The organism is Mesorhizobium sp. CO1-1-11 (genome assembly GCF_020164995.1).
GTDB lineage: Bacteria > Pseudomonadota > Alphaproteobacteria > Rhizobiales > Rhizobiaceae > Mesorhizobium > Mesorhizobium australicum.
The window spans coordinates 1-13127 of record NZ_JAIUHE010000045.1; the positions used below are offsets into that span (position 1 = coordinate 1).

Sequence of the window (13127 nt, forward strand, 5' to 3'; positions counted from 1 at the left end):
CTTCGATCCAGGAATTCTGGTTGGTCGCGGTCGAGGAAGCCGACAGGATGGCGACATCGCCGCCTTCCGGGATGTGAGTCCCGCCGCGGCAACTTAAAAGCTCCGAGATCAATAGATCTTGGAGAACTTCTCGATGTTGCTCTTGTCGAACTGGAAGGGCGGAGCCATCGCGGCCGAGTTGGTGTCGTCGAGCGTGACCTTGCCGACGCGGCCGATCGACAGCGTCGCACCCGGCTTGGCCTCTTCCTTCTTCACCGCCAGGTCGTGGGCGAGGTAGACGGCGGAGTAGCCGAGGTCGATCGGGTTCCACAGCGCAACGGCCTGGCTGGCGCCGTTGTCGATGAACTTCTTGAACTCGGACGGCAGCGCCAGACCGGTGACGTTGACCTTGCCGATCAGGTTCTCGTCGGTGACGACCTGGGCGGCGGCGACGACGCCGACGGTGGTCGGCGCGATGATCGCCTTGAGGTTCGGATAGGACTTCAACAGGCCCTTGGCCTCGTCGGTGCTCTTGGCCGAATCGTCATCGCCATAGACGGTGGCGACCAGCTTGATCTTGGGGAACTTCTCCGGCAGCACCTTCTTGGCCGCTTCGATCCAGGAATTCTGGTTGGTCGCGGTCGAGGAAGCCGACAGGATGGCGACATCGCCGCCTTCCGGCAGATAGTCGGCGGCGAGCTTGATGATGGTCTCGCCGATCAGGCCGGTGTCGGACGGATTGAGGTGAAGCTGACGGCCTTCCTTGGCGACGCCCGAATCCCAGGAGATGACGGTGATGCCGCGTTCCATCGCCTTCTTCAGCACCGGCACCAGCGCGTCGGCGTCATTCGCGGAAATCGCGATGGCGTTGACCTTCTGCGCGATCAGCGAATTGACCACTTCGATCTGCGCCTCGGCGGTCGCCTTGGTCGGGCCGGTGTAGATGATGTCGACGTCGCCGAGTTCCTTAGCCGCCTCTTGCGCGCCCTTGTTGGCGGCATCGAAGAAGCCGTTGCCGAGGGACTTCACCACCAGCGCGATCTTGACGTTTTCCGCGTAGGCGGCATTCACGAACATGGCGGCCGAGAAGGCCGCCGTCACCATCAGTTTCTTCAAGAAGCTCATCGAATTTCCTCCCTTGAGCGTTGCATTCCATCGCCGCTGCGGGCGTGAGGTGTCTCAGGCCTGCAGTGAAGATTCTTCTTTTGTCGACTTGCGGGCGACGATCAACGTCACCCCCGCGGCTTCCAGCATCTTTGCCTCGCGGTCCTCGATGCCGTCGTCGGTGATGACGGTGGCAATGCGCGAAAGACCGCACAGGATCAGGCTGGAGCGTTTGCGGAATTTCGAGGAATCGACCAGCACCACCAACTCGTCGGCCTGGTCGATCAGCTTCTGCTCCGCCTGGATCAGCAGTGGATCGCCTTCCATCAGGCCGAGCGGCCCCAGTCCCTGAGCGCCCATGAACATGCGGCGTGCGTAGAAATTGCGCGTCACGTCATTGTCGAAGGGCGACAGGATGATGTTCTGCTCGCGATAGATGGTGCCGCCCGACAGCATGACCGTGTTCTTGGAGTGCTTGAGCAGGTGCTCGGCGATCGGGAACGAATTGGTGAAGATCGGCATGCGGAGGCCGGTCAGGAAATGCACCATCTGGAAGGTGGTGGTACCGCCATTGATGATGATCGGCTCGCCGTCCTTGCACAACTCGACCGCTTCACGAGCGATCGCCCGCTTCTGCGCCGCGTTGAGCGTTTCGTTGACGGAGAAGGGCCGGCCGGCCAGCCCGATGAACTGCGGCGGCGATATTGCTTCAGCACCGCCGCGCACACGGCGCAGGCGCTTCTGGACATGGAGAGCCGCGATGTCGCGCCGGATCGTCGCCTCGGACGATTCCGTCAGGTCGACCATTTCCTGCACCGTCACCACAGGTTTTTCCTGGACGGCGGACAGAATGATCCTGTGGCGCTCTTTTTCGTGCATGGTTCCTCCCTGCCTGAGCATCTAGGCACCCAAACCGAGCAGTGTCAATCATTTCCGATCATATAATTTCATTGTGCAGCGCAATATGATTGATATTGATCGTTTGTGATTGACAAGCTCGCCTCTTGCGTAGACATTCCCGAGCGAAAAAGGAGCGCATGGTGCGCGCTCCAAAGGGAGGATTACTATGCTCGACAAGCGCTCCGGCTCGCGCCTCGCCAATCTGTGGGACGACGCGAAGGCGAAGGGGATGAGCGAGCCCGAGCTGCTGGTCTATCGCTCGAACACGCTCGGCTCCGACAAGCGCGTCACCAATTATGGCGGCGGCAACACCTCCTCGAAGATATGGCAGAAGGATCCGCTCACCGGCCAGGATGTGGAAGTGCTGTGGGTGAAGGGGTCGGGCGGCGACAGCGCCTCGATCAAGCTTGATGGCTTCGCAACGCTCTACATGGACAAGCTGCGGGCGCTGAAGGGGCTTTATCGCGGCGTCGAGCACGAGGACGAGATGGTGGGCTATCTTCCCCACTGCACCTTCAACCTCAATCCGCGCGCGGCCTCGATCGACACGCCGCTGCACGCCTATGTGCCGAAGCCTTTTGTCGACCACATGCATCCCGATGCCATCATCGCCATCGCCGCCGCCAAGGATTCCAGGGTGCTGACGAACGAGATATTCGGCGATGCCATTGGCTGGCTGCCGTGGAAGCGGCCGGGCTTCGAACTCGGCCTGTGGCTGGAGAAATTCTGCGTCGAACACCCCACCGCCAAGGGCGTCATCCTCGAAAGCCACGGCCTGTTCACCTGGGGCGATACGCCGAAGGAGTGCTACGAAACGACGATTTCGGTGATCAACCAAGCGATAGAGTGGTTCGAGCGCCGCTCCGAAGGCGTGGCGATCTTCGGTGGGGAGGTAGTGAAGTCGCTCGATGCGGCTGCCCGCCGAGCGATTGCCGCCAAGCTGATGCCCAGGATTCGCGGCCTGGTCTCGGAAAAGAGCCACAAGCTTGGCCACTTCGATGACTCGCCCGCCGTGCTCGAATTCGTGAACTCCAGGGATTTGCGCCCGCTGGCAGCCCTCGGCACCTCGTGCCCGGACCACTTCCTGCGCACCAAGATCCGCCCGCTGGTGATCGAATTCGATCCCGCAAAGCCCGACGTCGATGCCGTCATCGCGCGACTCGCCGGCGACATTGCCGAATATCGTGTCGGCTACCAAGCCTATTACGACAGCTGCAAGCATGCGGACTCGCCTGCTATCCGCGACCCCAACGCGGTGGTCTATCTGATGCCCGGCGTCGGCATGTTCACCTTCGCCGGCGACAAGGCGACAGCGCGCATCTCGGGCGAATTCTACGTCAACGCCATCAACGTCATGCGCGGTGCGTCGACCGTCTCGTCCTATGTCGGCCTGCCGGCGCAGGAGGCCTTTGACATCGAGTATTGGCTGCTCGAGGATTTGAAGCTGCAGCGCATGCCGAAGCCGAAGTCTCTCGCCGGCCAGGTCGCGCTGGTCACCGGCGGCGCCGGCGGCATCGGCCGCGCCACGGCCAACCGCCTGCTGCGCGAAGGCGCCTGCGTCGTGCTGGCCGATATCGACGAGGCGGCACTCGCCGGCGCCAACGAGGAACTGGCAAAAGCCTATGGCAGGGATTTCGTCCGCCCAGTTCTCATCAACGTCACCTCGGAGGACCAGGTCGTCGCCGGCTTCGCCGAGACGGCCGTCGAGTTCGGCGGCATCGACATTCTGGTATCGAATGCCGGCTTGGCATCGTCGGCGCCGATCGAGGAGACGACCCTGGCGCTGTGGAACAAGAACATGGACATCCTGTCCACAGGCTATTTCCTGGTCTCCAGGGAAGCATTCCGGCTGTTCCGGGTACAGAAGATCGGCGGCAACGTCGTCTTTGTCGCCTCCAAGAATGGCCTGGCGGCATCACCCAACGCCGCCGCCTACTGCACCGCCAAGGCCGCCGAAATTCATCTCGCCCGCTGCCTGGCGCTGGAGGGCGCGGAAGCCCAGATCAGGGTCAATGTCGTCAACCCGGATGCGGTGCTGCGCGGCTCGAAGATCTGGACCGGCGAGTGGAAGGAACAGCGTGCCGCCGCCTACAAGATGTCGACCGACGATCTGGAAGAGCACTACCGCTCGCGTTCGATGCTGAAGCGCTCCGTCTTCCCGGAAGACATCGCCGAGGCGATCTATTTCCTCGCCTCCGACATGTCGGCCAAGTCGACAGGCAACATCATCAACGTCGACGCCGGCAACGCACAGAGCTTTACGCGGTAGCCGCTCGCCGGCGCTCACGCTGGCCCCTTCTCTCCCGTCGCTATACGGGGAGAAGTTTCCGGCAGGCGGATGAGGGCGCCGCCGACCGAATGCATTCTGGGAGGAACAGCAGTGTCCGAATCCATCATCTCCGCCGACATCGTCGCCAGCAGTAACGCCGCGCGCAAGATTGACCTCGAGCGTGACTATGCCTCGCTCGGCGAGCGCCTCGACCGACGCGGCATCGCCATCGACTCTATCCGCGACAAGGTGGAAAACTTCGCGGTCGCGATCCCGTCCTGGGGCGTCGGCACCGGCGGCACCCGCTTCGCCCGCTTTCCCGGCGCCGGTGAGCCGCGCGACATCTTCGACAAGATCGAGGATTGCGCCGTCATCCAGCAGTTGACGCAGGCGACGCCGACCGTGTCGCTGCACATTCCTTGGGACAAGGCCGATCCGAACCGGCTGAAGCAGGCGGCCTCCCGCTTCGGGCTTGGCTTCGATGCGATGAACTCCAACACCTTTTCGGACGCGAAGGACCAGACGCTTTCCTACAAATTCGGTTCGCTGTCGCATGCCGACGCCGACACGCGTCGTCAGGCGGTCGAGCACAATCTCGAATGCATCGAGATCGGCAAGACGCTTGGGTCGAAGGCGCTGACGGTGTGGATCGGCGACGGCTCCAACTTCCCCGGCCAGGTCAATTTCGCCAAGGCGTTCGAGCGCTATCTCGATGCCATGAAGGAGATCTATGCCGGGCTGCCGGACGACTGGAAGCTGTTCACCGAACACAAGATGTATGAACCTGCCTTTTACTCCACCGTCGTGCAGGACTGGGGCACCAACTACATCATATCAAGGGAGCTCGGCGACAAGGCCTTCTGCCTGGTCGACCTCGGCCATCATGCGCCCAACGTCAACATCGAGATGATCGTCTCACGGCTGATTCAGTTCAAAAAACTCGGCGGCTTCCACTTCAACGATTCGAAATATGGCGACGACGACCTCGATGCCGGGTCGATTGACCCCTATCGGCTGTTCCTGGTTTTCAACGAATTGGTCGATGCCGAGCTGTCAGGCCCCGAGGGGTTCGACCCCGCCCATATGCTCGACCAGAGCCACAATGTCACCGATCCGATCGAAAGCCTGATGCTGTCGGCGGTCGAGGTGCAGCGCGCCTATGCGCAGGCGCTGCTGGTCGACCGAAAGGCGCTTGAGGGGTTCCAGGACGGCAATGACGCTCTGATGGCGACGCAGACGCTGAAGGCGGCCTACCGAACCGATGTCGAGCCGATCCTTGCCATGGCACGGCTGAAGACAGGTGGCGCCATCGATCCGGTCGCCGCATACCGGGCGGCGGGCTATCGCGCCAAGGTCGCGGCGGAGCGGCCAGCCGTCGCAGGTGGTTCCGGCGGGATCGTTTGAGGTAGAGCCGATCTTCCCCTTTGCGGGGGAGATGTCCGGCAGGACAGAGGGGACGCTGTCGCGCCGACGTCCGAAAGTTGGCGGTCCTTCACGCCTCCTCTGCCCTGCATCTCCACCACAAGCGAGCAGTCACCAACCCGTGAATGTCTTCATTGAAGATGGACTCGATCGCTCCAAGTAGCTCTTCTAGGCAAGCATCACTTGGAGAACCCGCCATGCATCTCACCCGTAGGACATTGATCGCCCTCGGTCTTTCCATCGCCCTCACCTTTTCGCCATCGGCTTTCGCCGCGTCGCCAGCACCGGCCAAGGGCGAGAACGGCATGGTCGTCACGGCCCAGCATCTGGCTTCCGAAGTCGGCGTCGAGGTGTTGAAAAAGGGCGGCAATGCCGTCGATGCGGCTGTCGCCGTCGGCTATGCCTTGGCCGTCGTCTATCCCAATGCCGGCAATATCGGCGGCGGTGGCTTCATGACCATCCGCTTCAAGGACGGCAAATCGACCTTCCTTGATTTCCGCGAGCGGGCGCCGCTTGCCGCGACCAAGACCATGTATCTCGACAAGGACGGCAACCCGGTGAAGGGCGCTAGCCTGGACGGCTATCTCGCGGTCGGCGTACCAGGCTCGGTGGCTGGTTTCGAGATGGCGCGCCAGAAATATGGCACCTTGTCCAGGCAGGACCTGATGGCGCCGGCGATCGCCTATGCCAGAGATGGGTTCGTCCTCAACCAGGGCGATGCGGCTTCGTTCGCCGGCAGCGCCGAAAGGTTGGCGAAGGACCCAGCGGCGGCGGCGGCCTTCCTCAAAACCGATGGCAAGCCCTATGGCGTCGGCGAGAAGCTGGTTCAGCCCGACCTTGCCGCGTCGCTCTCGGCCATTTCCGAGAGAGGTCCCGATGCCTTTTACAAGGGCGCCATCGCCGACGCCATCGTCAAGGCGAGCGGCGCCAAGGGCGGTATCCTGGCCAAGGGCGATTTCGAACAATACGCGGTGCGCGAGTTGAAGCCCGTCACCTGCTCCTATCGCGGCTACGAGATCATCTCTTCGCCGCCGCCGAGCTCAGGCGGCGTCATCATCTGCGAAATCCTCAACGTGCTGGAAGGCTATCCGCTGTCCTATCTCGGCGCCGGCTCGGCCGAGACCGTCCACGTCATGGTCGAGGCGATGCGCCACGCCTATGTCGACCGCAACTCCGCGCTCGGCGATCCCGATTTCGTCGACAATCCCGTCTCCAGGCTGCTGGACAAAGCCTATGCCAAGGACATCCGCGACAAGATCGATCCGTTCCGCGCCGGCGTGTCGCAGGATCTGATGCCGAAGGGCTTCGGCGAGTCGAAGGAGACGACGCATTATTCGATCATCGACAAGGACGGCAACGCGGTCGCGGTCACCTACACGCTCAACGGTTCGTTCGGTGCCGGCGTGGTCGCCGACGGCACCGGCATCCTGCTCAACAACGAGATGGACGACTTCACCCAGAAACCCGGCGTGCCCAACCTCTATGGCCTCGTCCAGGGCGAGGCCAATGCCATCCAGCCGAAGAAGACGCCGCTGTCCTCGATGAGCCCGACCGTGGTGGCCAAGGATGGCAAGCCGTTCATGGTCATCGGCAGCCCAGGCGGCTCGCGCATCATCACCATCACGCTGGAAGCCATCGTCAACGTGATCGACCACGGCATGAACATCCAGGAGGCGATCGACGCGCCGCGCATTCATCACCAATGGCTGCCCGATACCGTCTATGTCGAGCCGTTCGGCCTTTCGCCGGATACAGAAAGACTGCTGGCCGGGATGGGCTATCGCCTTGATCTCAGTGACCAGAGCTGGGGCCAGGCGGCGGGCATTCTCGTCGGCGGCAAGAGCCTGGCGGAAATCGAGAAGGGCGGCGGCGCGCGCTACAATGGCGCCATCGACAGCCGCGCGGCAGCCGGCGAAGCGCTCGGATATTGATAGGCCGCAAGACCGTTGCTTTCCGCATGAGGCCGGATTCCGCCTTTCGGGACCGGCCTCCGCCTCATGGCCCGGGAGCCGTCAGGTCACCAGCGTGATGGTCGACGCGATCAGCATCAAGGCGGCGATGCCGACGAACAGCGCATAGATGCGTGGCCGGTCGAGCAGCAGCGCGTTTCCCGATATCCAGGCCGACGTGGCACCGCCCAGCGCGAACAGGAACCCGTTGCGGTGGCCGAAAGTCATCGACGCGGCCATCAAGCCGCCGATGATCAGGGCGCCGAACACGATGATCACGGCGACCGCGTACTTCTCGAAGTCGTTATTGCCGATCCCTGGTCCGATCGCGTTCAAATTCGGCAGGTCGTCCGGATCGAAGGGGTTCGCCGACCCGTATTCGTCTTGACCCATGGATTCTCGCATCACTTGATCTCCGCTGACCGGCAACAAACCATCAACGCCTGCCGAGCGCAACCCGATCACGCTGTGGCGGATGCGCCCGGCACCGCCTCCGGCCCCTTTTCGGGGATAGTTTGCTGACGGATTTTAGGAGCTGTTGCCGGATCGCGTCACCTGCCTTCTTGGGGTTTGTCGCCGCCGGCCTCGTCTTAAAACTTGACTAAGAATATCCTGTTTAATAGTCAACTCGGATTGGTCGCCGGAGACCAGGGCCCCGGGCAACAGGCAAGCCAAGTTGAATACAGATCATCAACCCCGGCCAGGAGAGGTCAATCGTCCGCGCGTCCGGATCACGCGTCGCCACGCGCTCGCGCTGTTCACTCTGCCGTTCACCGGCGTCGTGACGCCAGCCGCGGCCAGCCCGCCGCGCATCGTCTGCCTCGATGACGGCTTGGCGGAGACCTTGCTCATGCTCGGCATCACGCCGGTCGCTATCGCCGACCGTGAGGTCTGGGAAAGGTGGGTGGTCGAGCCGCCGCTGCCGCCCCAAGTCGCCGACATCGGCACGATCCTGGAGCCCAATCTCGAATTCCTGCAACAGCTTCGTCCCGACATCATCCTCTCCATCCCTTATCTCGACGGCATCAAGCCGCTGCTCGAGCGCGTGGCACCGGTGACGACGATCGGCATCTATACGCCCGACGGTCAGCCCTATCAGCGCGCCATCGAGGCGACCCGGCAATTGGCGAGGCTTGTCGGCAAGGAAAGGGAGGGCGAGGCGCTGATAGCGGCGACGGAGGCGCATTTTTCGACCATCAAGCAGCAGCTGGAACCGCTTTCGGCGCGGCCGATCTATGTCGTCAGCTTCCTCGATCCGCGCAATGTGCGCGTCTATGGCGAAAAAAGCCTGTTTCAGGCGGTGTTCGACCGCATCGGCATCCGCAACGCGTGGGCCGGAGAGACTAATTACTGGGGATTTGCAACTGTCGGCATCGACGGGCTGGCAACGTCTGATGATGCGCGCCTTGCCTATCTCGAACCCTTGCCCGAAGGGGCGGGCGGAACGCTGACCGAGAGCCCGGTCTGGAATGCCATGCCGTTCGTGCGCAAGCGCTCGATCATGCGCCTGCCTGCGGTGCTGATGTTCGGCACGCTGCCCTCGGCGAGCCGTTTTGCCCGCCTGCTGGCCGCGGCGCTGACGGCGGAGACCGCCCGTGGTTGAGCAGGAAGCGATCTTGCCCGACAATGCCGTCCTCGTCCGCGGTCGCACCCCGTCGCCTCGCATACCAGGCGGATATCCCCTGGGCGCGATCCTGCTTTGCGTCGTGCTTCTCTGCGCGGCCGGCGCCGCGACCCTCTCCAACATGAGCGTGCAATTGCCGCCGGCACTCTGGCTGGGGGCGCTCGCAAGCCCCGATATCGAGGATATCAGGCAGGTGCTCGTTCACTACGCCTTCCTGCCCCGGCTCGCCGTCAGCCTTCTCTGCGGTGCGGCCCTCGGACTGGCCGGGACGGTGCTGCAGCAGGTTTTGCGCAATCCGCTCGCCTCGCCCGAAACCGTCGGCGTCTCGGCCGGCGCCTATCTGGCGCTGGCGCTGGCGACGCTTCTGGCGCCGTCGCTGCTTGCCTTCGGCCGCGAATGGGTGGCGCTTGCCGGCGCCTTCACTGCCCTTGCGGCGGTCCTGGCGCTCTCCTGGCACAAGGGCCTGTCGCCGCTTTCGGTCGTGTTGGCCGGGCTGGTCGTCAGCCTTTATGCCGGCGCCATCGGTGCTGCGTTTGTGGTGCTTCGGCATGAATGGCTGGCCAGCCTGTTCCTCTGGGGCGCCGGTTCGCTCGGCCAGCAGGACTGGTCGGCAACGCTGTGGCTTTTGCCGCGCCTTGGCGGTGCCGCGCTGGCGATCGGCCTCATGGTGCGGCCGCTGACCCTGCTTGGCCTCGACGACGAAGGCGCGCGCAGCCTCGGCGTCCCGCTCGGTGCCTATCGCTTCGCCGGACTGGCGGCGGCGGTCGCCCTGATCGCCTTCGTCGTTGCCGCCGTCGGCGTCATCGGCTTCGTCGGCCTTGCCGCCGCCACGCTCGCGCGCATCGGCGGCGCCCGCCGGCTCGGCGAGCAACTGGTGATGGCGCCGCTTCTCGGCGCGGCACTGCTGTGGGCCGCGGACCAGGGAGTGCAGGTCGCGACCGGGCCACAGGGCGACCTGCTGCCGACCGGCGCGATGACGGCGCTTCTCGGCGCGCCTCTGCTTCTTTGGCTTCTGCCGCGCCTCGCGCTTGGCGCGGAAGCACCGGCACTCGCCGCCGAGCGCTTGCCCAGAACGAAAAGGCCCGGCCTTGTGCTGGCGGCGATCGGCGGCCTCCTGCTTTTGCTGCTCGTGCTGGCGCTGCTCTACGCGCCGGGCACCGATGGTTGGACATTCGCGTCCGGCGATCAGCTGCGGCCCTTGCTGGCCTGGCGGCTGCCTCGAGTGTCCGCGGCACTTGCCGCCGGCGCCATGCTGGCGCTGGCCGGGCTGATGATGCAGCGGCTGACCGGCAATCCGATGGCCAGCCCCGAAGTGCTCGGCATCAGCGCCGGTGCTGCGCTCGGCATGATGATGGCGCTGTTCGCGCTCGCCGATGCCAGCCGCCCGGTACAGACCCTGGCCGCCACGATCGGCGCCTTCGCCGCCCTTCTGGTGACGCTGGCGATCGGCCGCCGTACCGCCTATGCGCCAGAGCGGCTGCTGCTTGCCGGTGTCGCCTTGACGGCCCTGTTCGACGCGCTGATCCTGGTGCTCACCGCCACGGGCGATCCGCGCGCCATGCTTTTGCTCAATTGGCTCACCGGCTCGACCTACGGCGTCGACGCCGGCTCGGCGCTTCTGACCTCGACGTTTGCCTTTTGCCTGTTCCTGCTCGCACCGTTCTTCCTGCGCTGGCTGGACATGCTGCCGCTCGGCTCCGCCGCGGTGCAAAGCCTCGGGGTCAACCTCAAGGCAACACGGCTGCTGGTGCTTTTGATGGTGGCAGCGCTCACCGCCGCCTCGACCCTGGTCGTCGGGCCGCTGACCTTCATCGGCCTTATGGCGCCGCACCTGGCGTGGCGCCTTGGCCTGTCGCGTGCGCTGTCGCAAGCGATCGGCGCGATGCTTGCCGGCGCGCTGATCATGGTCTGCGCCGACTGGATCGGCCGCACCGCCATCTTCCCGCGCCAGATTCCGGCCGGCCTCGTCGCGACGCTGATCGGCGGCCCCGTCCTGATGTGGCTCTTGCGCCGCCGCTGAGCCTTGTCCCGTGGAGATATCCAAGCCGATGGCGACGCCAGCCTTGATTGCCGACACCACCGTCCACGACTTCGTTGGCAAAAGCGGAGGCGATCCCTGGCGGGTCTTCATCCATGTGCCGTCGGGGCCAATGCCCGAGGCCGGCTGGCCGGTGCTCTACATGACCGACGGCAACGCCGTTATCGGCACGGCGGTCGACGCGATGCGCGCGCAGGCCCTCTATCCCGCCGGCACCGATGTCGGCTGGGGCGTCATCGTCGCCATCGGCTACCCCGTCGAGGGCGCCTATGACCCGCTGCGCCGCTCATGGGATCTGGGCCCCCCGCCGGGCAGGACCTATCCGCCCTTCTACGAGGGCACGCCGGAAGTCAGGACCGGCGGGGCGGGCGATTTTTTGGCCTTCATCGAAGCCGAGCTGAAGCCGTGGGTCGCCAGCCGGACCAGGGTCGACGAGAGCCGCCAGGCACTTTACGGCCACTCTTTCGGTGGCCTGTTCGCGCTCTACGCCCTGTTTACCCGCCCGCTCTCATTCAGCACCTTCATTGCGGCCAGCCCAGCCATCTATTGGGAAGATCGCGTTATCGACCGCTTTCTCGAAAGGTTCGAAGCCGCTGTTCCCGACGGCCTGAAAGCCGACGTAATCCTGTCGGCCGGAGAGTATGAGACCGAAAAGCTGGCGCCGTTCCAGGTCGGCGCGGAAGACGAGGAAAAGCGCCTGGCGCAGAAAAAGCTCATCCTTACCGACGAATTCGCCAGGGCGATGGCGGAACGCCTCGACGCGCTCCCGGGCCTGCGGGCAAGCTTCGAACTCCATGCCGGCGAAAACCACATGTCGATCCTGCCGGTGACGGTCAACCGGGCGGTGCAGGCGGCATTCGCGGTGCGGTAGAATTTCTATTCAGCGCGCAGGCGGCAGTTCGAACAGCTTTGCGCCGTTTTCCTGGCCGCGCTCGACATAGCCGATAATGCCGAACCACCTGGCGACATCGGGCCCCTGGAGCCAACTGCGCGAGTGGATGGGAAGGTTGCCGGCAAGCGCCTGAATATGCCTGATATGCCGCTTGCAGAAACGGACGGTCGAGCCGCGGAAGAAATCCTCCTGGGCGGCGAACAGCGTATCGGCGGCATCGCTGTTTTCATGCCACGCGATGATCGCCACGGCCTTCTCGCCCTCGACAAGCGCGTGCGCGCGGCCTTCCTTCAAATTCATCATCAGATTGTCGTAGGCGATCTTGCTGTCCTTGCCGGCCGCCGCGTACTCGTCCGACATCCGCTTGGACAGGCCATGGAAGACATCCTCGAGATCCCCAAGCGTTGCTGCGCGTGCTCTCATTTCACCTCCTGCAGCCCCGGCAGGGAGTTTGCCCTAGGGTTGTGGGATCACCAAGCAAATTGAATCCTCCACAAGCCCGGCGAAGGCAAAGTCGTTCCGTCCATCGATCTTTGTGACAGGGCACCCGCACCAAGCCGACAGAAGGCTTCGGCCTCCCGGTTCTTTAAGACACGAGGGAACAAGAGCCTGTGGTTGCGGTTAACTGGATATGCCAGCCAAGATCCAAGAACCACGGCCGAAGCCCGGCCCGCAGCCACCCGTCCGTCGGCCGGACAAGGAAGCACCGCCAGAGCCTGAGCATGTCGATCCGCCACCGCGAGACGTGCGAGAGGCGCCGGCACCAAATCCCGATGGCGACAAGAAAGCCTAAGCGACGACACGCGAACGCGCCTGCAACAGGCGCATGCGATTGATAGCGATCAGGTGGTCACGCCATAAGCGCTTGGATTTTTATGCCCTTCCCGAGAGATGGGTGACAGTTCATTCCGGATAGATGGGTTACACTTTCGGCCCTTTGCAAGGAGAGC

General features: G+C 63.9%; 10 protein-coding genes. 6 read left to right on the plus strand and 4 right to left on the minus strand.

Annotated features, from left to right (window positions below; genetic code table 11):
* Positions 1–108: 108 nt before the first annotated feature.
* Together rhaS and LB554_RS29090 are read right to left on the minus strand one after the other, a co-directional pair.
* Positions 109–1104, minus strand: coding sequence for a rhamnose ABC transporter substrate-binding protein (gene rhaS / locus LB554_RS29085; RefSeq protein WP_015319234.1), 996 nt, complete (start codon positions 1102–1104; stop codon positions 109–111).
* A gap of 54 nt (positions 1105–1158) precedes the next feature.
* A complete protein-coding gene (locus LB554_RS29090; protein ID WP_140614716.1) occupies positions 1159–1962 on the minus strand; it encodes a DeoR/GlpR family DNA-binding transcription regulator in 804 nt (267 codons plus the stop codon).
* A 187-nt stretch (positions 1963–2149) separates the two neighbouring features.
* Between LB554_RS29090 and LB554_RS29095 the strand changes: the two genes are divergently transcribed.
* From LB554_RS29095 to ggt, 3 genes are all read left to right on the plus strand, one after another.
* Entirely contained in the window at positions 2150–4252 is a 2103-nt protein-coding gene (locus LB554_RS29095; RefSeq protein WP_224588235.1) for a bifunctional rhamnulose-1-phosphate aldolase/short-chain dehydrogenase, read from the plus strand.
* Between the two features lie 111 nt (positions 4253–4363).
* The gene (rhaI, locus tag LB554_RS29100) at positions 4364–5656 is read left to right on the plus strand and encodes an L-rhamnose catabolism isomerase (protein ID WP_411962658.1); all 1293 of its coding nucleotides are present in this window, start codon (positions 4364–4366) and stop codon (positions 5654–5656) included.
* Positions 5657–5871: 215 nt separating this feature from the next.
* Complete coding sequence (gene ggt, locus LB554_RS29105) at positions 5872–7605, plus strand: gamma-glutamyltransferase (RefSeq protein WP_224588239.1); 1734 nt, start codon at positions 5872–5874, stop codon at positions 7603–7605.
* Between the two features lie 81 nt (positions 7606–7686).
* Here the strand turns inward: ggt and LB554_RS29110 are convergent, their stop codons facing one another.
* A complete protein-coding gene (locus tag LB554_RS29110; protein WP_015319229.1) occupies positions 7687–8028 on the minus strand; it encodes a hypothetical protein in 342 nt (113 codons plus the stop codon).
* Positions 8029–8299: 271 nt separating this feature from the next.
* On the opposite strand from LB554_RS29110, the gene LB554_RS29115 reads away from it, so the two are divergent.
* Genes LB554_RS29115 through LB554_RS29125 form a run of 3 tightly spaced genes read left to right on the plus strand, consistent with a single transcriptional unit; the run spans position 8300 to position 12156 of the window.
* Positions 8300–9226, plus strand: coding sequence for an ABC transporter substrate-binding protein (locus LB554_RS29115; RefSeq protein ID WP_224588243.1), 927 nt, complete (start codon positions 8300–8302; stop codon positions 9224–9226).
* Positions 9219–11267 (plus strand): Fe(3+)-hydroxamate ABC transporter permease FhuB, encoded by a 2049-nt coding sequence (gene fhuB, locus LB554_RS29120; RefSeq protein ID WP_224588245.1) that lies wholly within the window; start codon positions 9219–9221, stop codon positions 11265–11267. The genes LB554_RS29115 and fhuB overlap by 8 nt, the downstream gene beginning before the upstream one ends.
* A gap of 28 nt (positions 11268–11295) precedes the next feature.
* Entirely contained in the window at positions 11296–12156 is an 861-nt protein-coding gene (locus LB554_RS29125; protein WP_224588247.1) for an alpha/beta hydrolase, read from the plus strand.
* 9 nt (positions 12157–12165) lie between these two features.
* On the opposite strand, the gene LB554_RS29130 is transcribed toward LB554_RS29125, so the two are convergent.
* On the minus strand, positions 12166–12600 hold the full coding sequence (locus LB554_RS29130; protein ID WP_140660712.1) for a hypothetical protein: 435 nt from the start codon (positions 12598–12600) through the stop codon (positions 12166–12168).
* Between the last annotated feature and the right edge of the window lie 527 nt (positions 12601–13127).